Consider the following 24,424-nt stretch of genomic DNA (forward strand, 5'->3'; position numbering starts at 1 on the left):
GGCCTGCTGCATGATCCGCGCCTTTCGCGGCGAATTCCTGTCCGTTTCCCGAGACCCGCGCAGCGATCCCCAGGCCGTCCGCCACGAAGCGGACGGGCTGCTGGTGGTCGAGGACGGCGTGGTCGCGGCGCGCGGCCCCCATGCCGAACTGGCGGAGCGATATGCCGGTGTCCCGGTGGAAGCGCTGCCGGGCCTCGTCGTGCCGGGCTTCGTCGATTCCCATGTCCATTATCCGCAGACGGACCGCATCGCCTCTCATGGCGAACAATTGCTCGACTGGCTGGAGCGCCACATCTTTCCGGCGGAAAAGGCCTTCGCGGACAAGGCCCATGCCGATGCCGTCGCCGCCTTCTTCCTGGGCGAACTGCTGAGGAACGGCACCACCAGCGCGCTGGTCTTCCCAACCGTGCACGAGCAGTCCGTCGATGCCCTGTTCGAGGCCGCGCTTGACCGGGACATGCGGCTGATCTCGGGCAAAGTGCTGATGGACCTCGGGCCCGACGGCCTGAACGACACCGTGGCCTCGGGCCGGGCGGGCAGCGAGGCGCTGATCCGCCGCTGGCGCGGACGCGGGCGGCTGGGCTACGCGGTGACGCCGCGTTTCGCGCTGGCTTCGTCCGATGCCCAGCTTGCCGATGCGGGCGCCCTGCTGGCCGAGCATCCGGACGTGCTGATGCACACCCACCTTGCGGAGAACCGCCGCGAATGCGCCGAAGTGGCAGCGCGCTTCAGCGCGGCGGCGGACTATCTGGACGCTTACGACCGGTTCGGCCTCGTCACCGGCCGATCGGTGTTCGCGCATGGCATTCACCTGCCGGATCGCGCCTGCCGGCGGCTGCACGAAAGCGGGGCGGGGATCGCGGTCTGCCCCAGTTCCAACTTGTTCCTCGGTTCGGGCTTCTTCGATTTCGCACAGGCCGACCGGCACGGGATACGCCTCGGCCTCGGCTCGGACGTGGGGGCGGGGACGACCTTCTCGCTGCTGCACACCCAGGGGATCGCCTATCAGGCCGCGCTGATGAAAGGCACCGCGCTCGATCCGTTCAGGGCGCTGTGGCTGGCGACGGCGGGCAGCGCCGCCCTGCTTCATATCGCTGACCGGGTGGGCAGCCTCGAAGTGGGGCAGGAGGCCGATTTCGTGGTACTCGATACGCAGGCGACACCGCTGCTCGCCCGTCGCACCCGCCACGCCGACCTTGCCGAACGGCTCTTCGCGTTGCAGGTGCTGGGCGACGACCGCGCCGTCGCGCGCACTTATCTGCTGGGCCGCTGCGCCTGGGACAGGGATACCGAATGACCGACCTCGACACTTTCATCGCCGGCCTGCCGAAGGCCGAGCTTCACCTCCACATCGAAGGCAGCCTCGAACCCGAACTGATGTTCGCGCTGGCGACACGCAACGGCGTGTCGATCCCCTTCGCCACCGTGGAGGAAGTTCGCGCTGCTTATGAATTCTCCAACCTGCAGGACTTCCTCGACATCTATTACGCGGGCGCGAACGTGCTGCTGAAGCGGCAGGATTTCCACGATCTGGCGATGGCCTACTTCGCGCGGGCGGCGGCGGACGGCGTGGTCCATGCCGAATTGATGTTCGATCCGCAGACCCATACCGACCGGGGCGTGCCCTTCGCCGAAGTGATCGAGGGGCTGCTTTCCGCCATGGCCGCCGCCGAAGCGGCGTTCGGCATGTCCAGCAGCCTGATCCTCTCGTTCCTGCGGCACCTTTCGGAAGAGGCGGCCTTCGCCACCCTGGCCCAGGCGGAGCCGTGGCTCGACCGGATCGAGGCGGTGGGGCTCGATTCCTCGGAAGTCGGCCATCCGCCCGAGAAGTTCGCCCGCGTCTTCGCCGCCGCGCGCGCGAAGGGCCTCAGGATCACCGCGCATGCGGGCGAGGAAGGTCCGCCCGAATATGTCCACCAGGCGCTGGACCTGCTGGGCGTCCACCGCATCGACCATGGCAATCGCGCGCTGGAAGACCCGGCCCTGATCGAGCGGCTGGTGCGCGAGGAGATGACGCTGACGGTCTGCCCGCTTTCCAACCACAAGCTCTGCGTGGTGGACGACCTGGCCGATCACCCGATCGACGCGATGCTGGCTCACGGGCTCAAGGCTACCATCAATTCTGACGATCCGGCCTACTTCGGCGGCTATGTCGCGGACAATTACCGCGCCGTCGCGGCGGCTCGCGGGCTTGGCAAGGAAGCGCTGGCCACGCTGGCGCGCAACAGCTTCACCGGCTCGTTCCTGCCAGAAAGCGCGGTAGCGGCGCATCTCGGCGCGCTTGACGCCTACATGGCGGACCATCGCCGATGAAGGCCCTGCTTCGCGCCGTATTGCTGGCGGTGCTTGCGGCTCTGCTGCCGGTTGCCGCCCATGCCGACGGCGCGAGGCGCAAGGTCATCATCGATGACGAGGGCTTCGCGCTCATGCACCTGATGTTCCTGGAAAGCGATCGGGTCGATGTGCTTGGCATCACCACCGTCTCCGGCAATACCTGGGCCAATCGGGCAACCGCGATGGCCTTGCGCGGGCTGGAGATCGCCCATCGCGGCGATGTGCCGGTGGTTCAGGGCGCGACTTATCCGCTGCTCAATTCCGAAGCGCTGACGGAGCGCTGGGAAGCGCTCTACGGCAAGCTGACGTGGAAGGGCGCGTGGATGAAGCAGTGGGTCGAGCCTACCCGGCAATCGACGCCTGCCTACCATGGACCGACCGATCCGGTGGACCTGCCCTGGGGCAATCCAGGACTGAAGGCCTCGCCCGAAATCGCGGCGAACTTCCTGATCCGCATGGTCCACAAGTATCCGGGGCAGATCACCATCGTCGCCTGCGGCCCGTTGACGAACCTTGCGCTGGCGCAGCGGCTCGATCCCGAGTTCGCCGCGCTGGCGGGAGAGCTGGTCTACATGGGCGGGAGCCTCAATCCGCAGCAGCAACTGGACAACGTTTCGGCCGCGCAGTTCGCGCGCGAATATGCCAATTCGCCGCGCCGCGAATTCAACGCCCGTTTCGATCCCGAGGCGGCGAGCATCGTTTCGCGCAGTCCCTGGCGCAAGATCACGGTGGTGCCCGCCGATCCCGCCACCGGCACGCAGCTGACCCCGGAACTGGTCAAGGCGATGAGCGCGGCGGCCGCGCCGGAACTGGGCCGGTTCATCGGCGGCATGGAGGCAGGCTTCCCGATGTGGGACGAGATCGCCGCCGGTGTCCTGCTCGACCCGGGCATGGTGACCGAGGCGGAAGAGCTTTACGTTGACTACAACGCGCAGTTCGGCGCGGGCTATGGCGACATGCTGAGCTGGCGCGAAGGATATCAGCCCGGCCTTGGCGAACGCAAGGCAACCGTGGTGCGCAAGATCGACGCGGCGCGGCTGGACGCGCTGATGGTGCAAGTGATGGCCGCCAGCCGCCGGTAAGCTGGGCCACCGGCAAGCTGGGCGCTCGGCCCGGCTCACCGGTGCTTGAAGGAAGCGTTCAGGCCAGCCGTTCGGGGACCGAAAGCGCTTCTTCCACGATGCTGTCGCGGGTGCCCACCGATTCCCAGGGGAACACGAACCAGCGCTTGTCGTCGGCGCGGTCGATCACTTCGGACCAGAGGTCGACTTCGACCTTCGAGCTCTTGTTGTTGATGACGACGGCGAAGCGCAAGTTGTCATGATCGCCGCCGCCCTGCGTGAGCTGGCCGCGGATATATTCGATGGTGCCGCCGGTATCGTTGATATCGTCCACGAACAGCAGGCGGGTGCCCTGTGCGCTCATCGCCGCGACCTTGGCGATCAGTTCGTCGGCAAAGCCCGGGATCTTGGCCGAATGGTCGATCGAGAGCATCGGCAGGCCGAGCTGGTGCGAGATGTAGACGGCCGGCACCAGTCCGCCGCGCCCGACGCCGATCACGAACTCGGGTTGCCACTCGTTTTGCTGGATCTGCCGCGAAAGCTGGCGGACCTTGGCGAGGAAATCTTCGTAGTATTCGAGGAAATGGAGCTGGGGCTCGGCGGCTTCACTCATGCGGGGCGAATCCTGAAACGATCATGTCGGGAAAGTAGCCCGGTTATCGATTTCATGCGGAATTCGCAATCACGGCAATTTTCCGCACGTCGCGTAATCGAATATGTCGCACCTAAGTCTTTGATGCGGCGTGTCCAAGCTGTGCAAAGCCGTTCTCGAATTCACCCAGGACCATGGTCGCGGCATAGGACGGAGTGCGTGCCGTGGCGGTGCAGAGGGCCAGAGTCATGGGTCTGAGCAGCGAATCGGAGATGCGCGTGAAGTTCAGCAGTCCGCGCTGGACCTCGGTGCGCACGTCCAGCGAGGTGAGCACGCCGATGCCGGTGCCCTGGAGCACCAGCGAGGTGATCATCTGGATATTGTCCGAACTGGCCTTGCGGTCGAGGGTGATGCCGGTGGCGCCTTCGAGCACCGCGATCTGCTGGTAGACTGCAAGCGGGTCCGCCGGGACGATCATCGGTTCGCCCGCGCAGGCCGAGAAACGCGCTTCGGGAAGGGTGGCCAGCCGGTGCTCGGGCGGGGTGATGAACCCCAGCACGACTTCGGTGAAGGCGCGGACCGAAAGGTCGCGATAGGAATGCGGTTCGAACAGGATGCCGCAATCGACGGTGCCGTCGCTCACCGCGCGCCGCACCGCGTCGTTGCCCAGCACTTTCACGCCGATGGTGATGCCGGGATAGCGCTGCTGGATCGCGTGGATGGTGGCGGGAACGTGCCCCTTGGCCAGCGCGTCGATCACCGCGATCTCGACGTGGCCGCGCTTCAGCCCGCGCAAGTCCTCGATCCGCGTGCGCAGGCTGACCATGCCCTGCTGCCACTGCGATCCCGATGCCATCATCATCTCGCCCGCCGCCGTCAGCCGGAGGCCGGTGGGCAGGCGTTCGAACAGCGGCAGGCCCAGTTCGGCCTCGACGTTGAGGATCTGCCTGTCGATCGCCGAGGCGGAAACGTTCAGTTCGTCGGCGGCCTTGCGGATCGAGCCGAGGCGGCCCACCGCCATGAAGTACCGCAGGAAGCGCGAAAATGCCGGCATGGTGGTGTTTCTGGACCCGCTCTAATTTTTGCAATGATGTGTCGAATTCATTGCGTTTGCTCGCACCGTGTCAAGCCCTTACGCAATGGGCAACACCGAAACGTGCGACGGCACCGGCAGCGATTTCTCCTCTCCCAACAGAGGTGGCGGCCGGTGCACGAGCGCATGACGGTAGGGGGCGCATCTTCCGCGAAGGGTTGTAAAAGGGACACCCGACGCGGAGGCGCCCCCGCTTGCGGGGTTCAGGGCAATGATGAGGGTTTGCGAAAAACGTCCCCGGTGGGGGCGGCTTCTGGCTGCGCTGGCGATGGCCGGTTCGGTTCCATGCGCTACGGCATCGGCTGCCCAACCGCCGGTGCCGCAGCTTCCGAAAATCGCGCCGATTCCGGTGAAGGTCGTGGTCGTCGCCAATTTCGAACCGGGCGAGGACAAGGGCGATGCCCCCGGCGAATTCCAGCTCTGGGCCGAGCGCGAACATCTGGACGAGAAGATCGCCGTGCGCGGCGTGCTTCATCCACTGCTGCGTAACAAGGATGGGCTCTACGGCATCGTCTGGGGCAATGCCGGTTCGCTGCTGAGCGGCGTGGGTGAACAGCGTACCGCGCTGCTGCTCGATCCCCGTTTCGACTTTTCGAAGACCTACTGGCTGTTCACCGGCATCTCCGGGGTCGATCCGCAAGTGGCCTCGGTCGGCAGTGCGGCCTGGTCGCGCTGGGTGGTCTCGGGCGATACCCTGCGCGAGTTCGACGACCGCGAGGTGGCCAAGAACTGGCCTTACGGGCTCTTCGCCATCGGCGCCAAGGCTCCGAACCAGCTTCCCGACAATCCCGACAGTTTCGCCGGCATGACCGATGCGGGCGCGCTGTCGATGGCGGTCACGCTCGACCAGGGGCTTGCGCAGTGGGCCTTCGACATGACGAAAGCCGTGCCGATCCCCGACAACGCCGATCTCGCCAGGGCGCGCGCTGCGTGGACCGGATATCCCAATGCCCAGAAGCCGCCATTCGTGCTCATGGGGGAGACGCTGGGCTCGGTGCGCTACTGGCACGGCCCGGCCCGCACGCAATGGGCGCGCGACTGGGTCAGGCTGTGGACCGGCGGCAAGGGCCGCTTCGTCATGACCAACATGGAGAGCCAGTCGATGGCGGGCGCCATGCTGAACGGCGCGGCGCAGGGGCTCGTCGATCCCCGGCGCGTGCTGGTGCTGCGCACGGCCAGCAACCCTTCCATGCCGCCGCCGGGCGTCGATGCGCTGAACAGCGTGGGTGACGAAGGCCCCGGCCAGCTTGTCGCCTATGAGGCCAATTACCGCGTTGGCGGGCCGGTGGTGCATGAACTGCTGGCGGGCTGGGCGAAGTATCGCGATACCGTTCCGGGAGCGCCCCGGCCGTGAAGCCGGCCCCGAGACGCGCGCTTGCCAGGGGGCTTGCCGCGGCGGCGGTGCTGGCGGCGGCGCTGGCGTCGGCGTCGGTCGCTCATGCCGATGCGGCGGGCGAGGCGAAAGCCTCGGCGCTGTTCGACGAACTGTCCGGCAACGCGGCGATGCTGCGCCTGTTCCTTCAGGCGATGCCCAAGGGCGGCGACCTGCACAACCACCTTGGCGGCACCCCTTCGGCGGAGGACTGGCTGGACTGGGCGGGCAAGGCGGGCTTCTGCGCCGGAAGCGATCTCAAGCTGCTGCCGCCGCCCTGCGCCGATGCCGACAGGATCACCCGCATCGCCGCCGAACGGCCCTTCGACTATGCGCGGCTGGTCGATCACCTCGGCACGCGCGGCTGGCAGAAGGGGATCGGCCGGGACGAGGTTTCCGGGCACACCCAGTTCTTCATCAGTTTCGAGCGCTTCGGCCCGGTTGCGCCGGGGCATACGGTTCCGGCGATGGAAGTCGCGCTGCGCACGTCCGCGGGCGACAGCGCGACGTACCTCGAACTGATGCACAATCCGGATGCGATGATGGCCTATATCCTCGCCGCGCCTGATGTGCCGCTGGACGAGACGGGGCTTGAGGCGCGCTATGCGCAGGAACTGGCCGGTCTTGCCCCGGCGATCGCCAAGGCCCGCGCCGAACTGGACCGGGACGAGAAGCAGGTACGGGCCGACATGGGCTGCGGCACGTCCTCGGCCGAGGCAGCCTGCGGCCTTGCGGTCCACTATCTTGCCAGCGCCTTCCGCGCGCTGCCGCCCGCGCAGGTGTTCCGCTCGCTGATCGCCTCGTTCGCGCTGGCCGATGCCGATCCGCGCTATGTCGGGGTCAACATCGTCCAGCCCGAGGACTGGCCGGTCTCGATGCGCGACTACGACCTGCACATGGCGATGTTCCGCTTCCTCGAAGGCAAGTATCCGCGCGTCCACCGCACGATGCATGCGGGCGAGCTTGCCTTCGGACTGGTGCCGCCTGCCGGTATCCGCAATCACATGCGCAAGGCGCTCGATGCCGGGGCGGAGCGCATCGGCCACGGGGTGGCCATCGCTTACGAGGACGATGCCGCCGGCACGCTGCGCCGAATGGCGCGCGATCACGTTGCGGTGGAGATAAACCTTTCCAGTAACGACGTGATCCTGGGTGTTCGCGGGGGCGAGCATCCGATCCAGCTCTACCGCCGCTTCGGCGTGCCGGTGACGCTTTCCACCGATGACCAGGGCATCCTGCGCACCGATCTTACCCAGGAATACATGCGCGCCGCGCGCGAGCAGGGGCTGCATTATGCGGACCTCAAGCAGGTGACGCGCGCCAGCCTCGAATTCGCCTTCGTGCCCGGTGAGAGCCTCTGGCGCGGGCGCGTGCCCGGTGAGCCGGTCGCCGCCTGTACCGCCGGGTTCGATGCCGCGCCATGCCGCGCGCTGTTGGCGCGCAGCGAGAAGGCTCGGCTTCAGGTCACGCTGGAACAGCGGCTCGACGCGTTCGAGCAGGGCCTTGAACGGCTCATGCCCGCACCGGGCGGCAAGGGATAGTTTCGAGTACCCGGCGCGCCCGGTCACGGTGCGCCGCAACAATCACAACCTCACGGGAGACGGGGTTCAACAACAGGCCGGCGGAACCGCGAGGGGCGCGATTATCCGTACGGTTTCAGGGGGCTGGCACGATGGCCGCATCGATTGATACGCACATGGAATCCCGTACCGCGCCGCGGCGTCATGCCTTGCGCAGATCCGCCTTGAGTTTCGCCGCCACGCTGCTGTGCTGCACGGCGATCCAGGCTCCCGCCTTCGCGGCGGAAGCGGCGGCAGAAGAACCCGCGCCTGAAGAGGGCAAGGAAATCGTCGTCACCGGTTCGCTGGGCGCCTTGCCGGTTGCCGATGTCGGATCGGTCTTCGGCTTCGACAAGACGCTGACCGAGACGCCGCGCTCGGCATCGACGATCAGCAGCGAGCAGATCGAACGCTTCGGCATCAGCGACATCTACGATCTCGTCGCGCAGGCGCCGGGCACGTTCACCAACTCGTTCTTCGGTGTCGGCGGCGCGCTCGACATTCGCGGCACGCCGGGCGAAGTCTACTTCCGCGGCATGCGCCGTCTCGACAATCCGGGCAACTACCCGACCCCGATCGGCGCTTCCGACCGCATCGACATCGTGCGCGGCCCGGCCTCGCCGATCTATGGCCCGTCGAAGACCGGCGGCTACATGAACTTCGTTCCCAAGACCGCGCGCGTGAAGGGCGGTTCCTATCTCAGCCACCCGGAAGGCGAAGTGAGCTTTACCGGCGGTTCGTGGGACAAGGCCGACCTCAAGGCCGAAATGCGCGGCCCCGGCAAGATCGGCTCGCAGGAATTCGGCTACAGCCTGTTTGCCGAGGTAGAGGATTCGGGCAGCTACTACCGCAACATCTCCACCAAGAACACCGTGCTCCAGGCCGCGTTCGATACCGACTTCACGCCGAACCTGCGGCTTGAATTCGGCGGCATGTACCAGAACTTCAAGGGCGTGCAGAACGGCGGCTGGAACCGCCTGACGCAGGATCTCGTCGATAACGGCACCTACATCACCGGTTCCGCGCAATCGATCGACGACAACGGCGACGGCCAGATATCGGCGGGCGAATTCATCGCGCACGGCAACAACTTCGGGCCGTTCGGCGTCCCCGCCTCCTCCTTCACCGACAGTTCCTTCAACCCGCTCATGGCGCTTACCGATACCGGCACCGCCAAGCTCAGCCGCCGCGACGTGCTGGCAGGCAAGAACGACCGCCTCGATACCCGCGCCACCACGCTCTATGCCGACCTGATCTGGGAAGGCGACGACGACTGGAGCGTCAAGAACCAGGCGTTCTACGACAGCTACGAGAACATCAACGAGAACAGCTACGGCTTCGCGCAGTTCCACGATTCCTGGGTGTTCGAGGACAAGATCGTCGTCGCCAAGAAGTTCGAGAACGACCTCGGCAAGTTCGCCTTCCAGCTCTCGCCGTCGATCCGCTACACCAACTTCAAGCACGGTGACGATTTCGACTACGAATACTTCCACCGCGTGGACCTGACCAAGGGCTACACCGCCGCCTCCGACCGCCTGCTGGCCACCGAATGCCCGCTCAGCGACGAGCCCGGCTATACGGCGGCGGATTGCGGCTACAACAATTACGTCAGCGGCCATTATACCGACTATGCGATGGCCGGCCTTGCCGACATCGACTTCGCGTTCGGCCTCGGGATTACCGTGGGCGCGCGCTACGATTACGTGAAGGCCAAGTCCACATACGACATCACGAAGATGCTCCCGGCGGACGTCGCCGACCTTGGCGGGCTCTACAGCGCCAGCGGCAGCAAGGGTGCCTGGTCATGGTCGGCCAGCGCCAACTACAAGCTGCCCTTCGGCCTGATCCCCTATGCCACGATCGCCCGCCAGTCCACGGTGATCGCGGGGCAGGGTGCCGAGCTTTACGCCGGGGACATCGCGGGCAAGACCTTCATCTCGGCGTCGAAGCTCTATGAAGGCGGCATCAAGGGCAGCTTCCTCGACGACCGTCTCTACGCTGCGCTGTCGGTCTACAAGCAGAAGCGTACCGACTACAACATCCAGTCGATCACGGTAAACCAGTCGGTGGAGACCAAGGGCCTCGAAGCCGAGGCGCGCTGGTCGGTCAACGACCACCTGCTCATCACCGGCGGCTATACCCGCACCAAGGTCTACAACCTGACCGCGCTGGAGAACGGCACGCTGTTCAGCTTCTTCGGCATCGAGGATCTGGTCAACGTCACCGACCCCACGCTTTATCTCGGCGGGCAGCCGATCGGCCTGGTGCTGATCCCCGACAAGAACGCCTCGCGCCGCGCGGGCATTCCGACCAACCTCTACTCGCTGACGGCCACTTACGCCTTCGACAACGGCATCGCGCTCAGCGCCAGCGCCGTGAAGGTGGATTCGGTCTATTCGGGCCAGTCGCAGGTCGTGAAGCTGCCCGCCTATACCAAGGTCGACGTCTCGGCATCTTACGAGACCGGGCCGTGGCTGTTCCGCGTGGTGGTGAAGAACGCCACCAACGAACGCTACTTCCGCGCGAACTTCACCGAACTGTTCGGCTCGACCATCGTGCTGCCGGAAACCCCGCGCAGTTGGCAGGGCTCGATCGTCTACAAGTTCTGACCTCAAAGCGGCGGGGGCGCCTCCCTACCGGCGTCCCCGCTGCCATCGACGAAAAGATGAATCCTGCGATGACATTCCTGACCCGCGCCGTGCTGCTTGCCGGTGCTTCCGCTTCGCTGGCCTTCGGCGTCTCCGCCCAGGCCGCCGCGCCGGTTCCCGATATTTCCGCCTGCGAGCCCGGCAAGCCCTGCGCCGCGCCGCTGCCGGTCAAGGTCGTGGTCGTCTCCCTGTTCGAGATCGGCAAGGACGAGGGCGACACTGCCGGAGAGTTCCAGCTCTGGAAGGAACGGCGGGGGCTGACGATGCGGATTCCCTTCCCGCAATCGTTCCACGATCTCTACTACAATCCCGAGACGCAAGTGCTGGGGGTCGTCACCGGCGTCGGCACCGCACGATCGACCGCGGCGACCATGGCGCTCGGCCTCGATCCGCGTTTCGACCTGTCCAAGTCCTATTGGCTCGTCGCGGGCATTGCCGGGATCGATCCCCAGGATGCCTCGATCGGCTCGGCCGCCTGGGCGCGCTGGGTGGTGGACGGCGACCTTGCGCATGAGATCGATGCGCGCGAAATCCCGAAGGACTGGAAGAGCGGTTTCTTCCCCAGACACCTCAAGGGGCCGAACGACAAGACCACCCCGATCGATACCTCGGGCGGCGAAGTCTACCAGATCAACCCCCGGCTGGAGCGCTGGGCCTTCAACCTGACCAAGGACGTGAATATCCCCGACAGCCCGGAAATCCGGGCCGAGCGCATGCGCTTCACCGGATATCCCAATGCACAGAAGCCGCCGTTCGTCCTGGAAGGGGAGCAGCTTTCCGCGATGACCTTCTGGCACGGCAAGCTGCTGACCGATTGGGCCAACGACTGGGTCCATTACTGGACACAGGGCAAGGGCGAGTTCGTGACTTCCGCGATGGAGGACACCGGCGTGCTTCAGGCGATGACGTATCTCGACCGGATCGGCCGGGCCGACAAGGACCGCGTGCTCGTGCTGCGTGCGGGCTCGAACTACACGATGCCGCCGCCCGGCGTGGATGCGGCCTCCTATCTGCTGCGGGAAAACGAAGGCTACGCCGGGCTCCAGGCCTCGGTCGAGAGCCTCTATCTCGTCGGCTCGAAGGTGGTCGATGCGTGGCTGGCGGACTGGGATCGCTACAAGGACGAACTGCCGGAATAAGCGGCGGGATCACGAGCCAGGGAGGGAAGACTGGCGGCGGCGATCTCCAGCGCTGCCGTCAGTCGTTCTCCCGCCTCGGCCGGGAGGCCGGGGCCGCGCAGGAAACCAAGCCGGCGGCGCAGCCCATAGCCTGTGATGGCGGCCGTGACGGTGCCTTGCCCCGCCAGCGAGCGCGGCGCCACCGTCACCCCGAGCCCCGCTGCGACCATCCTCAGGCAGCGGTCCTCGTTCTCGCTGCGCAAGGCGAAGCGGGGGCGGACGCCGGCATCGGTGAAGAAGCGGCTGGTCCGCTGCAGCACCTCGCAGGAGCGGCGCGCGATCATGATATCGCCGGCAAGTTCCTGCGGAGCGACCTCCCCTCGCCCGGCAAAGCGGTGCGCGGCGGGCATGACCAGCAGGTAAGGCTCCTCCAGCACCTCGCCCGACGCTCCTTCGTCTTCTGCCATGAGCGTGAGCGCGAGGTGGATCTTGCCGCTGGCAAGTTGCCCGCGCAGATCCCGGTCGTCCCCCTCGACCAGTTCGATCCCGAATTCGCGGGCCAGTTCGCGGGCCACCCGCTCCAGCATCGCGCCGGACACGGTGGGAATGACGCCCAGCTTCAGTCCCGGCCATTGTTCCTGGACTGGCCGGGCGAATTGGTCGGCGCGGCGGAAACCCGCTTCGAGGTCGCGGGCGATCGGCAGGAAGGCCCCGCCGGATTCCGTCAGCCGGACATGGCGCCGGTCGCGCACGAACAGCGGCGTGCCGACCAGTCGTTCCAGTTCGGCTATGCTGGTCGAGACGGTGGGCTGGGTGACATGCAGCCGCGCCGAGGCCTGCTTGAAGCTGCCGGAATCGGCAACGGCAAGGAAATGGCGGATATGCGCGCGCTTTATCATTGGAAAAATCTATTCAAATGCCGTGCAAGTTTCAATTTGTTTGCGTGAAGGGGTTTCGATAGCTTGCCGGCAACGATGGCCCGCATCTCCGGCGGGCCTTGAAAGTTTGGGAAGAGAGATGAAAGCCACCCCCGATTTCGATTTCGGCCTGAGCGAAAGCGCCGTGATGATCCGCGAAAGCGTTGCCCGCTTCGCCGACGAACAGATCGCCCCGCTTGCCGTCAGGGTCGACGCCGAGGACTGGTTCCCGCGTGAGCTCTGGCCTGCCATGGGCGAGCTTGGGCTGCACGGCATCACCGTGGAGGAGGAATGGGGCGGAACCGGCCTCGGCTATCTGGAACATGTGATCGCGGTGGAGGAAGTCAGCCGCGCTTCGGCTTCGGTGGGGCTGTCCTATGGGGCGCACTCCAACCTCTGCGTCAACCAGATCCGCCGCTGGGGCAACGATGCGCAGAAGGCGAAGTACCTGCCGGGGCTGATCTCGGGCGAGCACGTGGGAAGCTTGGCCATGTCCGAAGCGGGCGCCGGGTCCGATGTCGTGGGCATGAAGCTGCGGGCGGACGCGGTGGAAGGCGGCTACCGCCTCAACGGCACCAAGTTCTGGATCACCAACGGCACATATGCCGATGTGCTGGTCGTCTATGCCCGGACCGATGCCGAAGCGGGATCGAAGGGTATCACCGCCTTCCTGATCGAGAAGGACATGGCCGGATTCTCCATCGGCCAGAAGATCGACAAGATGGGCATGCGCGGTTCGCCGACCTGCGAACTGGTGTTCGACGATTGCTTCGTGCCCGCAGGGAACGTCATGGGCCCGCTGAACGGCGGCGTGAAGGTTCTCATGAGCGGCCTCGATTACGAGCGCGTGGTGCTTGCGGGCTTGCAGATCGGGATCATGCAGGCCTGCCTCGACACGGTGATTCCCTATGTGCGCGAACGCCGCCAGTTCGGCGCGGCCATCGGCACGTTCCAGCTCATGCAGGCCAAAGTGGCGGACATGTACGTCGCGCTGCAATCGGCGCGGGCCTATGTCTATGCGGTGGCGCGGGCCTGCGATGCCGGGCAGACCACCCGCTTCGACGCGGCCGGCGCGATCCTGCTGGCGAGCGAGAACGCCTTCCGCGTCTCGGGCGAGGCGGTGCAGGCGCTGGGCGGTGCAGGCTATACCAAGGACTGGCCGGTCGAACGCTATCTGCGCGATGCCAAGCTGCTGGATATCGGTGCGGGCACCAACGAGATCCGGCGGATGCTGATCGGGCGGGAACTGATCGGGGCTTGAGAACAACAGCGTTTCCGGGGGCGATCCCCCGGAACTCGCGGAATCGCTGCCTTGCCTCTGAATTGCGCGCCGCCGAATCGCGGCGCGCTTTCGTGTTCGTCCTACCCTTGCTTCACCCGCAGCAACCCTTCCTGCGCCACGCTTGCTACCAGCATCCCGCCGCGCGAGTAGATCGCCCCGCGTGCGAAGCCGCGCGCATGGCCGGACCAGGGGCTGTCCATCGTATAGAGCAGCCAGTCGTCCATCGGCGGGGTCTGGTGGAACCACACCGCGTGGTCGAGGCTCGCGCCCGAGACGCCGGGCGAGAAGAAGCCGAGCCCGTGCGGCATGAGCGCGGTGGAGACCAGCGCGAAGTCGCTCGCATAGGCAAGGATCACGCGCTGCATCGCCGGCTCGGCATCCAGCGGGTGCGCCAGGCGGAACCACTGGTGGCGCTGCGGCAGCTCGCCGCCGCGAACCGGCGGGCAGGGCCGGATGTCGAACGAGGCGAGGCGGTCCACCAGGAACGGCGGCAGTTTCTGTCCGGCGGCGGCCAGCGCATCGCGGAAATCCGGGCACTGCTCGGGCGCGGGTACGTCCGGCATGGCCACGGCGTGGGAAAGCCCTTCCTCGTGCCGGTGGAACGAGGCGGCGAGGTTCAGGATCGGCTTGCCGCCCTGCATGGCGACGACGCGGCGGTTGGAGAAGCTGCCGCCATCGAAATCGGGCAGGACGCGGTAGATGATCGGGCGGCCGGAATCGCCCGCACGCAGGAAATAGGCGTGGAGCGAATGGGCCTGCCGCTCGGGATCGATCCCGCGCGCGGCGGCGTCCAGCGCCTGGGCCACGACCTGCCCGCCATAGACCCGGCCGGGCTGCTCGGCGGAAGCGGCGCCCCGGAAGATGCCGGTGTCGATTTCCTCGACGGAGAGCAGGCCGCGCAGTTCCGCCACGGCAAGGCGGGCGTCATCAGTCATCGGCATGGTTTTCCCTGAGCGCGGCCTCGATCGGTTCGACCGGCGTGCCTTTCAGCCAGGCGAGCGACTGGCGTTCGATCGAGAGCAATTCTTCCAGTGTCTGTTCGATCGCGGTCTTCTGCTGGCGCAGCTCGTTTACCCGATCCGTGACCTTGACCAGAAGCGCGCGCACTTGCTCGTGATGCTCGGGGTCGACGTCGTAGAGGTCGAGGAATTCCTTGATCTCCCGGATGGAGAAGCCGAGCCGCTTGCCGCGCAGGATCAGCTGCATCCGGCCCATCTCGCGGCGGGAGTAGATCCGCGTGGTGCCGACGCGCTGCGGCGCGATCAGGCCCTTGTCCTCGTAGAAGCGCAAGGTGCGCATGGTAACGCCCAGCTCGGTGGCCGCTTCCTGGATGCCGAGCATATCGGGGTTCACGCCGCCCGCCTCGGCGGCCGGCGTGTTCTCTTCAGGTGTCAAGGCTGCCCCGGTTCCGGTCACGCAGCGGACCCTTGGGCCGATCCCGCGGCCCGGCGCGCGGCTTCTTCCTCGACCAGTTCCTTCTTGGAGAGCTTGCCGACGAGCGTCTTGGGCAGGCTGTCGCGAAACTCGATGCTGCTGGGCATCTCGATCTTGTTGAGCCGCTCCTTGAGGAAGGCCATCAATGTATCCTGGTCCAAGACGTCCCCCGGGTGCAGCGCCACGAATGCCTTGGGGGCTTGCCCGCGATAGGCGTCAGGCACGCCGATCACGATCGCCTCGTGAACCATCGGATGCTCGTAAAGCGCATCCTCGATCGTTCGCGGATAAACGTTGTATCCCCCACACAGGATCATGTCCTTGATCCTGTCCACGAGGAAAAGATAGCCGTCTTCGTCGAGATAGCCAACGTCTCCGGTGCGCAAGGCGCCGAAGATGAAGGTCTTTTCCGATTCCTCGGGACGGTTCCAGTAGCCGGACATGACCTGCGGCCCGCGCGCGCAGACTTCGCCGCGCTCGCCCTGGGGCATGATCCGGTGCGGATTGTCGGGATCGCGGATCTCCAGCGCGGTGCCGGGGAAGGCCGGTCCGCAGGAGTTGTCCTTCACATCGCCTTCCAGTGGATTGCAGGCGATGATCGGCGAGGCTTCGGACAGGCCGTAGCCCTCCACCACGCGCACGCCGGTGCGCTGCTCGAACTTCTGGCGCACTTCCAGCGGCAGCGGCGCGCCGCCGGAGATGCAGACGCGCACCTGGTCGAATTCGCCGTGGAGCTGCTGGTTGTTGAGCGCGGTGTAGAGCGTGGGCACGCCGAAGAACTGCGTGGGCTTCGTGCGCTTGGCGGTCGCGAGGAACGACTTCATCTCGAAGCGCGGCAGGAGGATCATCTCCGCCGCGGTGTCCACCGAGTAGTTGAGCACGGTGGTCAGCGCAAAGACGTGGAACAGCGGCAGCACGCCGAGCGTGCGCTCCTGCTGTTCGGGCATGTGGCCGACGTGCGCGATCATCTGCGCCGAATTGGCGGCGAGATTGGCGTGGCTCAGCATTGCCCCCTTGGGCACGCCGGTGGTCCCGCCGGTGTACTGGAGCACGGCAAGGTCGGAAGGCGAACGCTCCACCGGATCGGGATCGGCATCGCGCGCGATGAGGTCAGCGAAGCGCAGGAAGCGCAGGTCATGCGGCTCATGCGCGATGTCCTTGCGCTTGAGCAGGCGATAGGCGCGGCCCTTGAGCCGGGGCAGGGCATCGGCGATCGGGCAGACCACGACCCGGCGCAGCGCGCCTTTCCCCACGAGCGGCTCGATCTTGGGAAGCGACAGCGCAAGGTCGGAGGCGACGATGAATTCCGCGCCCGAATCGTCCACCAGATGCGCCATCTCGCGCTCGGTGTAGAGCGGGTTGAAGTTCACCACGATCCCGCCGATGCGCAGGATCGCGAAGTAGCAGATCACGTAATAGGGCGTGTTGGGCAGGCACAGCCCCACCCGCGTCCCCCGCTTGACGCCGAGGTCCTGGAACCCCCGCGCCGCGCGGCGGGACAGGTCGCCGATCTCCCTGTAGGTCCACTTGCGGCCCATGAAGTCGATCGCCGGCCAGGCGCCGTGGGCTTCCACGGCATGGTCGAGCAGGTCGGTGAGCAACCGCGGCGCGATCGGCGGCATCTCTTCCGGGTGTTGGGAGGAGGTTTCCGGGACGGAGTGGCCGCCGATCGTCGCCGCGGCGCCCATCAGAAGGACACCCGCGCGCCGAGCGAGAACACCAGAGCGGAAGCGTTCTGGAGGCTGCCGTTGGTGATGACGGGCGTTTGCGCGGCGGTGCCGGGATAGGCCGCGGTGATGCGGTCGATCGGTGCATCCTTGAAGGTGATGTACGATGCGGCCGCGTCGATCGCGATCTTCTCGCTCATGTTGTAGGTGGTGCCGGCCGAGAAATTCCAGCGGTTGCTGTCAGGCACGCGGGCATCGCGGTTGCCGTTCGAGGTCGGGGTCTCGCCGTACTGGACGCCGCTGCGAACCGTCCACTTCGGGCTCACGTCGTAGTCCACGCCGAACGCGTAGGAGAAGCCGTCCTTGTAGTTCTCGGGGATCGACTGGTTGATCGGCGCGCCGAGGTCGATCGAATCGAACTTGCTCCAGCCATAGGCCACGACCTGCGCATTGAGCGTGAGCTGCTTCGTCGCCTTGATGCGGCCGGACATGATCGCCTGCCACGGGGTTGAGAATTCGGCGTTGGCGTCGAGCGAGGTGTTCTGCGGGGCGAGCGGGCCGAGCAGTCCGTCGATGGTCAGCGTGCCCTTGAGCTTGTGCTTGATCGCCGACTTGTAGGCGACGCCGATCGAGGCCGGGCCGTTGTGGTACTGCGCGCCGACCGACCAGCCCACATCCCAGCCATTGCCCTTGAGCTGCTGATGGCCGTCCGCGAGCAGGGGCGAGAGGTTGGGCAGGTAGTTGCCGAGGGTCGCGTCGACATATTCGACATTGGCGGCGGCGCCGACGTAGAAGCCTTCGAAGGGCTGGAAGGCCACGCTCGGCTGGATGTCGATCGTGCGCAGCTTGGTCTTGTCGGCCGAGTAGCGCGCCCAGCTGTCGGCATCATAGTTGGTGGTGAACGAATAGGGCGAAGTCACCGTCAGGCCGAAGGCGAACTTGCCGGTGCCATAAGCGATCGAGCCCGAAGGCAGCACGCCGTTGTTGATGGGGTTCTTGGCCACGCCGTTACCGCCGACGGGGGCGGGAGCCTGGCCGGGGCGGACGATCACGGTGCCGTCGTCCACCACTTTGCCGCGCGGCAGGATGACGCTGGCGTGGACCGAGGCCTGGCCGCCATCGAGGCCGCCGATTGCCGCCGGGTTCCACCAGAGCGAGTCGACGCCGGTATCGGCGGCCTCGCCCGAGAAGGCGCGTCCCTGTGCGCGTACCGACTGTTCCTGAAGGTAGAAGGCCTGTGCATGGGCCGAGCCGGCGAAGCCGAGCACGATGGCCGATGCGGTACCTGCAAGAAGGATGCGGCCCGAAGTGCGTTTCATGTCCCTAATCTCCCAATTCATCTTCATTCCCTGAACCTCTGTCGTTTTCCCGGCGCGCCTCAGGGAATGCGCGTCCAGGTCTGGGTCTTGCACAGGGGCCAGACGATGCAGCCCTTGAGCTTGAGGGTGTCGGCGCCGACAGGCGTTATCGTCGCCTTGTAGGTGCCGCCGTCCTCAGGGTTGTAGATCTGTCCTTCGACCCATTCGTTCCCCTTGGCCTTGAACCCGCCGACGATCTGCAGGCCCTTCACCTTGCGGGTGCGCTTGGTGGTGTCCTTGTTGTTGATGTCTCGAAGGTCGGGGTTGGCCTTCAGCCCATCCGAATCGACGATTCGTCCGCAGACCGATTCGCCGCAGCGGCCCAGTTCGACCACGCCGTGCTTCGAAGGCGTGCGCCACTTGCCGACGACGGAGTCGTTTCCGGCCGCGAACGCCGGATTTATGCCGGGAGCGAGCAGCACCGCGCCGGCAACCAATGCCAGCCCCACGGGTTTCCAATTTCTCATGAGCGACCTCTCCATCGTCTCTCCAATCGGACATCTTCTCACCGGCGGGACGGGGCCCTTACGGTGGGATGCTGATTTGTCGTAACCCAAAATTTGCTTGACGTATAGGGAAAGAATTGCACCCTTAGGGAAGACGACGACGCAGCTTCGGGAAAAGCCCAAGGCGCGTCCGCCCACGGAGAGAGTGCATGCAAAGTGTCGTGATCGCGGGTTACGCCCGCTCGCCCTTCCACTTGGCCAACAAGGGCGCGCTGGCCCGCGTCCGCCCCGACGACCTTGCCGCCCAGGTGATTCGCGGCCTGATCGCGAAGACCGGCGTGGAAGCTGCTGATATCGAAGACGTAATTGTCGGCTGCGCATTCCCCGAAGGCGAGCAGGGCTTCAACGTCGCACGCCTCATCGGCCTTCTGGCAGACCTGCCGATCTCGGTCGGCGGCATGACCGTGAACCGGTTCTGCGGCTCCTCGATGAGCTCGATCCACTACGCCATGGGCCAGATCGCCATCGGCGCGGGCGAAGTGTTCGTTTGCGCGGGCGTCGAATCGATGAGCCGCGTGCCGATGATGGGCTTCAACCCGCTGCCCAACCCGGCGCTGGCGGCGAAGAGCGCGGCCTACATGTCGATGGGTGAGACCGCCGAGAACGTCGCCACCAAGTACCAGATTTCGCGCGCCGATCAGGAAGCGCTTGCGGTCTCCAGCCAGCAGAAGGCCTCGGCCGCGCGTGACGCCGGCAAGCTGACCGACGAGATCGTGCCGATCCAGACCAAGACCGGCCTCGTCAGCGAAGACGGCACCATTCGCGGCGAAACCACCGCAGAGGGCCTTGCCGGCCTGAAGCCCGCGTTCGATGCCGCAGGATCGGTGACCGCCGGCACCTCCTCGCCGCTGACGGACGGCGCCAGCGCCGTGCTCGTCACCACCGAGGAATATGCCCGCGCCCACGGCTTGCCGATCCTCGCCCGCATCAAGTCGGTCGCGGTGTCGGGCTGTGCGCCGGAAACCATGGGCCTTGGCCCGATCCTTTCCAGCCAGAAGGCGCTTGAGCGCGCGGGCATCGCTGCCGGCGATCTCGACGTGGTGGAACTGAACGAAGCCTTCGCTTCGCAGGCGCTGGCCTGCATCAAGGACCTCGGCCTCGACACTGCCAAGGTGAACATCGACGGCGGCGCGATCGCCATCGGCCACCCGCTGGGCGCCACCGGCGCGCGCATCGTCGGCAAGGCGGCCTCGCTGCTGAAGCGCGAAGGCGGCAAGTATGCACTCGCCAGCCAGTGCATCGGCGGCGGTCAGGGCATCGCCACGATCCTGGAGTCGGTGGAATGAGCGACACCATCAAAAAAGTCTGCGTGATCGGCGCCGGTACCATGGGTGCCGGGATCGCCGCTCAGGTCGCCAATGCCGGCGTGCCGGTGCTGCTGCTCGACATCGTTCCAAAGGACGCGACCAACAGGAACGTGGTGGCCGAAGGCGCGGTGGCGAAGATGCTGAAGACCGAGCCTGCGCCGTTCATGAGCAAGTCCGCCGCCAAGCTGGTCGAAACCGGCAACATCGAAGATCATCTGGACAAGGTTGCCGAGTGTGACTGGGTGATCGAGGCGGTGATCGAGCGTCTCGACATCAAGCAGGGCCTCTACGCCAAGCTCGAAGCAGTGAAGCGCGACGGCACCGCCGTTTCGTCGAACACGTCGACGATCCCGCTTGCCAATCTGGTCGAAGGGCGTTCGGATGCGTTCAAGCGCGACTTCCTGATCACCCACTTCTTCAACCCGCCGCGCTACATGCGCCTGCTGGAGATCGTCACCGGCCCCGCCACCGACGCTGCCGTTGCCGCCAGGGTCGAACGGTTCGCCGACATTTCGCTCGGCAAGACGGTGGTCAAGGCCAAGGATACCCCGGGCTTCATCGCCAACCGTATCGGCACCTACTGGATCCAGCTTGGCCTTAACGCCGCGTTCGACATGGGGATCACCGTCGAACTGGCCGACGCCATTGCCGGAAAGCCGATGGGTGTGCCCAAGACCGGCATCTTCGGCCTTGTCGATCTGGTCGGCATTGATCTGATGCCGCACCTGCAGGCCAGCCTCACCTCGACGCTGCCCGCAGGCGACCTCTATCACGGCATTGCCCGCGACATCCCGCTGATCAACAAGATGATCGGCGAAGGCTACACCGGCCGCAAGGGCAAGGGCGGTTTCTACCGCCTCAACAAGGAGGCCGGTCGCCGCAAGGAAACCATCGACCTCCAGACCGGCGAATATCGCCCGACCGTGACCGCGCAGGGCCCGCGCGGTGCTGCCGCCAAGGGCGACCTCAAGGCGCTGGTCGAAAGCAAGGGCGATATCGGCGCTTACGCCTGGGCCGTGCTCGGCGCCACGCTGGCCTATGCCGCCAGCCTCGTGCCCTCGGCCGCCGATGACGTGGTTGCCGTCGATGATGCGATGAAGCTGGGCTACAACTGGAAGGCCGGCCCGTTCGAGATGATCGACAAGCTCGGCGCCAGGTATCTTGCCGAACGCCTCGCCGCCGAAGGCAAGGCCGTGCCGGAGATTCTGACCGTGGCGGGAGACCGCACGTTCTACCGGATCGAGAACGGCAAGCGCCAGTTCCTCGGCCTTGACGGCGAATACCGCGACATCGTCCGCCCCGAAGGCGTGATGCGCCTTGCCGACGTGAAGCTTTCGTCGAGGCCCATCCTCAGGAACGCCTCGGCGGCGCTCTGGGATATTGGCGACGGTGTCGTCTGCCTTGAATTCACCGGCAAGATGAACGCGCTCGACGGCGAAGTCATGAAGCTGATCGGGCAGGCCATTCCGCTGGTGGCGGCGCAGTACAAGGCGCTCGTCGTCTACAACGATGCCGATACCTTCTCGGCAGGCGCCAACCTTGGCCTCGCGCTCTTCGCGGTGAACATCGCGGCGTGGAGCGAGATCGAGAAGCTCGTTGCCGGCGGCCAGCTGGCCTACAAGGGCCTGAAGTACGCTCCGTTCCCCGTCGTCGGCGCGCCTGCCGGCATGGCGCTGGGCGGTGGCTGCGAGATCCTGCTGCATTGCGACGCGATCCAGGCCTATGCCGAACTCTACTGCGGCCTCGTGGAATGCGGCGTCGGCCTCGTTCCGGGCTGGGGCGGCAATGGCGAGATGATCGACCGCTGGCGCAAGGCCCCGGGCATGCCCAAGGGCCCGATGCCGGCGGTGGCCAAGGTGTTCGAGATGGTCTCCACCGCGCAAGTCTCCAAGTCTGCCCAGCAGGCGCGCGAGATGATGATCCTGCGCAAGGATGACGGCATCTCGATGAACCGCGATCGCCTGCTCTACGATGCCAAGCAGAAGGCGCTGTCGCTGGTGGAAGGCTACACCCCGCCCGAAGCACCCGAGTTCAAGCTGCCCGGCGCCGGTGGCCGCACGGCGCTTGGTCTGGCTGTCGAGGGCTTCCACAAGCGCGGCATGGCGACCGACTACGACGTGGTCGTCTCCGGCGTGCTGGCCGACGTGCTGACCGGCGGCGACGAGTTCGACCTCGTCGACACGGTGAGCGAGGGCGAACTGCTCAAGCTGGAACGCGATGCCTTCATGGGCCGCCTGCGCGATGGCCGTTCGGTCGCCCGCGTCGAGCACATGCTCGAAACCGGCAAGCCCCTGCGGAACTGATGCTGCGTAACTGATAAGGTATGAATGCGCGCCCGTCGGTGATCCGGCGGCGCGCGCGAGGAGAGTGACATGCAAGTCTACGAAGCGCCCCTGCGCGACATGAAGTTCGTGCTCCACGAACTCCACAACGATGACGGCTTCGGCAATCTCGAAGCCCTGGCCGAATTCACGCCTGATCTGGTGGACGCCGTGCTGGAAGAGGCCGCCAAGGTGGCGCAGGAAGTCCTGCTGCCGCTGAACCGCAGCGGCGACATCGAGGGCTGCACGCTGGAGAACGGCGTGGTCCGCACTCCCGCAGGCTTCAAGGAAGCCTACGACATGTTCCGCGAAGGCGGCTGGTGCGCGCTGGCGTCCGATCCCGAGTGGGGCGGGCAGGGCCTGCCCGAAGCGCTGAACAAGCTGACCGAGGAGATGATCTGCTCCTCCAACCTGTCGTTCAGCCTCTATCCCGGCCTCACCCACGGCGCGACCACCGCGATCGAGGGTTACGCCAGCGACGCGTTGAAGCAGGCCTACCTGCCCAAGATGGTCGAGGGCACATGGTCGGGCACGATGTGCCTTACCGAACCGCACTGCGGCACCGACCTCGGCATGCTGCGCACCAAGGCCGTTCCTCAGGGTGACGACAGCTACAAGATCTCCGGCGCGAAGATCTTCATCTCGGCGGGCGAGCACGACCTGACCGAGAACATCATCCACCTTGTCCTCGCGCGGCTTCCCGATGCCCCGGAAGGCGTGAAGGGTATTTCGCTGTTCCTCGTGCCCAAGTATCTTCCCAAGGAAGACGGCACGCCCGGCCCGTCCAACGGCGTTTCGGTCGCGGCGATCGAGCACAAGATGGGCCTCAAGGCCTCGGCCACGTGCCAGCTCAATTTCGACGATTCGATCGGCTGGCTGGTCGGCACCGCGAACAAGGGCATGGAAGCCATGTTCAAGATGATGAACACCGAACGTGTTTCGGTGGGCATTCAGGGGCTTGGCGTGGGTGAAGCGGCCTATCAGTCCGCCGTGTGGTACGCCAAGGACCGCGTGCAGGGCCGCTCGCTGTCAGGCGTGAAGAACCCCAAGGGCCCGGCCGATCCGATCATCGTCCACCCCGACGTGCGCCGCATGCTGATGACCGCGCGCGCTTACAACGAAGGCTGCCGCGCGCTCGGCGCCTGGGTCAGCCGCGCGCTCGACGCCGAAAAGCACGCGACCGATCCCGCCGTGAAGGCCCGCGCGGAAGACTTCATCGCGCTGATGACCCCGGTGGTGAAGGCGCTCTTCACCGACTGCGGTTATGAAAGCGCGAACCTTGCCGTGCAGGTCTACGGCGGCCACGGCTACATCGCCGAAAGCGGCGTGGAGCAGTTCGTGCGCGATGCCCGCATCGCCATGATCTACGAAGGCACCAACGGCATTCAGGCGCTCGACCTCGTCGGCCGCAAGATGCCCGCGCACGCGGGTCGCTACCTGCGTTCGTTCTTCCACCCCGTTTCGGACTTCATCGAGGCGAACAAGGCGGACGAAACCTTCGGCAAGATGATCGAGGGGCTGGAAAAGGCCTTCGGTGCGCTGCAGCTCTCGACCGGCACGATTGCCCAGAAGGGCATGAAGGACCCCGAGGAAGCCGGTGCCGCCGCGACCGACTATCTGCGCCTGCTCGGTCTTGTCGCCATGGGTTACTGCTTCGCCAAGGCGGCGCTGATCGCCAAGGCGCGGCTGGACGAAGGCACGGGCGAGGCGGCGTTCTACACCGCCAAGATCGCGACTGCCCGGTTCTTCTTCGACCGTCTGCTGCCACAGGCCACTGCAGCGTTCTTCGCCATCAAGTCGGGCAAGGCTTCGATGATGGCGCTCGAAGCGGACATGTTCTGAGGTAGCGCGTTCA

19 protein-coding genes are annotated in these 24,424 nt (G+C 65.9%); 11 read left to right on the forward strand and 8 right to left on the reverse strand.

Annotated features, from left to right (window positions below; all coding sequences use genetic code 11):
* Positions 1-10 precede the first annotated feature (10 nt).
* Genes guaD through ACLIMP_RS06675 form a run of 3 tightly spaced genes read left to right on the forward strand, consistent with a single transcriptional unit; the run spans position 11 to position 3,416 of the window.
* The gene (guaD, locus tag ACLIMP_RS06665) at positions 11-1,297 is read left to right on the forward strand and encodes a guanine deaminase (RefSeq protein ID WP_324698309.1); all 1,287 of its coding nucleotides are present in this window, start codon (positions 11-13) and stop codon (positions 1,295-1,297) included.
* Positions 1,294-2,313 (forward strand): adenosine deaminase, encoded by a 1,020-nt coding sequence (locus ACLIMP_RS06670; RefSeq protein WP_324698311.1) that lies wholly within the window; start codon positions 1,294-1,296, stop codon positions 2,311-2,313. Before guaD ends, ACLIMP_RS06670 begins: the two co-directional genes overlap by 4 nt.
* Positions 2,310-3,416, forward strand: a complete 1,107-nt coding sequence (locus ACLIMP_RS06675) for a nucleoside hydrolase (protein ID WP_324698313.1) — start codon at positions 2,310-2,312, stop codon at positions 3,414-3,416. The genes ACLIMP_RS06670 and ACLIMP_RS06675 overlap by 4 nt, the downstream gene beginning before the upstream one ends.
* A 58-nt stretch (positions 3,417-3,474) precedes the next feature.
* On the opposite strand, the gene ACLIMP_RS06680 is transcribed toward ACLIMP_RS06675, so the two are convergent.
* Both ACLIMP_RS06680 and ACLIMP_RS06685 read right to left on the reverse strand, forming a co-directional pair.
* Positions 3,475-4,008 (reverse strand): phosphoribosyltransferase, encoded by a 534-nt coding sequence (locus ACLIMP_RS06680; protein WP_054440022.1) that lies wholly within the window; start codon positions 4,006-4,008, stop codon positions 3,475-3,477.
* Positions 4,009-4,120: 112 nt separating this feature from the next.
* Entirely contained in the window at positions 4,121-5,041 is a 921-nt protein-coding gene (locus ACLIMP_RS06685) for a LysR family transcriptional regulator (RefSeq protein ID WP_054440025.1), read from the reverse strand.
* A gap of 307 nt (positions 5,042-5,348) precedes the next feature.
* On the opposite strand from ACLIMP_RS06685, the gene ACLIMP_RS06690 reads away from it, so the two are divergent.
* The 4 genes from ACLIMP_RS06690 to ACLIMP_RS06705 all read left to right on the forward strand — a co-directional run bounded on the left by ACLIMP_RS06690 (position 5,349) and on the right by ACLIMP_RS06705 (position 11,798).
* Positions 5,349-6,434: a purine nucleoside permease gene (locus ACLIMP_RS06690; protein WP_443478123.1), complete on the forward strand. Its 1,086-nt coding sequence runs from the start codon at positions 5,349-5,351 to the stop codon at positions 6,432-6,434.
* Positions 6,431-7,993 (forward strand): adenosine deaminase family protein, encoded by a 1,563-nt coding sequence (locus ACLIMP_RS06695; RefSeq protein WP_324698318.1) that lies wholly within the window; start codon positions 6,431-6,433, stop codon positions 7,991-7,993. The genes ACLIMP_RS06690 and ACLIMP_RS06695 overlap by 4 nt, the downstream gene beginning before the upstream one ends.
* 131 nt (positions 7,994-8,124) lie before the next feature.
* Entirely contained in the window at positions 8,125-10,620 is a 2,496-nt protein-coding gene (locus tag ACLIMP_RS06700; RefSeq protein WP_443478124.1) for a TonB-dependent siderophore receptor, read from the forward strand.
* Between the two features lie 68 nt (positions 10,621-10,688).
* Complete coding sequence (locus ACLIMP_RS06705) at positions 10,689-11,798, forward strand: purine nucleoside permease (protein WP_324698322.1); 1,110 nt, start codon at positions 10,689-10,691, stop codon at positions 11,796-11,798.
* Here ACLIMP_RS06705 and ACLIMP_RS06710 read toward each other — a convergent pair.
* On the reverse strand, positions 11,774-12,676 hold the full coding sequence (locus ACLIMP_RS06710) for a LysR family transcriptional regulator (RefSeq protein WP_443478125.1): 903 nt from the start codon (positions 12,674-12,676) through the stop codon (positions 11,774-11,776). The two genes, ACLIMP_RS06705 and ACLIMP_RS06710, sit on opposite strands and share 25 nt — an antisense overlap.
* A gap of 118 nt (positions 12,677-12,794) precedes the next feature.
* Here ACLIMP_RS06710 and ACLIMP_RS06715 point away from each other — a divergent pair, with 118 nt between their 5' ends.
* On the forward strand, positions 12,795-13,955 hold the full coding sequence (locus ACLIMP_RS06715) for an isovaleryl-CoA dehydrogenase (protein ID WP_054440029.1): 1,161 nt from the start codon (positions 12,795-12,797) through the stop codon (positions 13,953-13,955).
* A 101-nt stretch (positions 13,956-14,056) separates the two neighbouring features.
* On the opposite strand, the gene ACLIMP_RS06720 is transcribed toward ACLIMP_RS06715, so the two are convergent.
* The 5 genes from ACLIMP_RS06720 to ACLIMP_RS06740 form a co-directional block, all read right to left on the reverse strand.
* Positions 14,057-14,911, reverse strand: a complete 855-nt coding sequence (locus tag ACLIMP_RS06720; RefSeq protein ID WP_185997936.1) for an acyl-CoA thioesterase — start codon at positions 14,909-14,911, stop codon at positions 14,057-14,059.
* Positions 14,904-15,317 (reverse strand): MerR family transcriptional regulator, encoded by a 414-nt coding sequence (locus tag ACLIMP_RS06725; RefSeq protein ID WP_185998849.1) that lies wholly within the window; start codon positions 15,315-15,317, stop codon positions 14,904-14,906. The genes ACLIMP_RS06720 and ACLIMP_RS06725 overlap by 8 nt, the downstream gene beginning before the upstream one ends.
* A 71-nt stretch (positions 15,318-15,388) precedes the next feature.
* The gene (locus tag ACLIMP_RS06730) at positions 15,389-17,098 is read right to left on the reverse strand and encodes a long-chain-fatty-acid--CoA ligase (protein WP_054440032.1); all 1,710 of its coding nucleotides are present in this window, start codon (positions 17,096-17,098) and stop codon (positions 15,389-15,391) included.
* Positions 17,098-18,396 carry an OmpP1/FadL family transporter gene (locus ACLIMP_RS06735; RefSeq protein WP_185997935.1) on the reverse strand — a complete coding sequence of 433 codons (1,299 nt, stop codon included), beginning with the start codon at positions 18,394-18,396 and terminating at the stop codon, positions 17,098-17,100. Before ACLIMP_RS06735 ends, ACLIMP_RS06730 begins: the two co-directional genes overlap by 1 nt.
* A gap of 59 nt (positions 18,397-18,455) precedes the next feature.
* A complete protein-coding gene (locus ACLIMP_RS06740) occupies positions 18,456-18,902 on the reverse strand; it encodes a DUF2147 domain-containing protein (protein WP_054440036.1) in 447 nt (148 codons plus the stop codon).
* A gap of 188 nt (positions 18,903-19,090) precedes the next feature.
* On the opposite strand from ACLIMP_RS06740, the gene ACLIMP_RS06745 reads away from it, so the two are divergent.
* From ACLIMP_RS06745 to ACLIMP_RS06755, 3 genes are all read left to right on the forward strand, one after another.
* Entirely contained in the window at positions 19,091-20,227 is a 1,137-nt protein-coding gene (locus ACLIMP_RS06745) for a thiolase family protein (protein ID WP_324698331.1), read from the forward strand.
* The gene (locus tag ACLIMP_RS06750; protein ID WP_324698333.1) at positions 20,224-22,551 is read left to right on the forward strand and encodes a 3-hydroxyacyl-CoA dehydrogenase/enoyl-CoA hydratase family protein; all 2,328 of its coding nucleotides are present in this window, start codon (positions 20,224-20,226) and stop codon (positions 22,549-22,551) included. The genes ACLIMP_RS06745 and ACLIMP_RS06750 overlap by 4 nt, the downstream gene beginning before the upstream one ends.
* Positions 22,552-22,620: 69 nt before the next feature.
* Positions 22,621-24,411 (forward strand): acyl-CoA dehydrogenase C-terminal domain-containing protein, encoded by a 1,791-nt coding sequence (locus ACLIMP_RS06755; protein ID WP_324698334.1) that lies wholly within the window; start codon positions 22,621-22,623, stop codon positions 24,409-24,411.
* Positions 24,412-24,424: the final 13 nt, after the last annotated feature.

The organism is Novosphingobium aeonii, assembly GCF_052279045.1.
Classification (GTDB): domain Bacteria; phylum Pseudomonadota; class Alphaproteobacteria; order Sphingomonadales; family Sphingomonadaceae; genus Novosphingobium.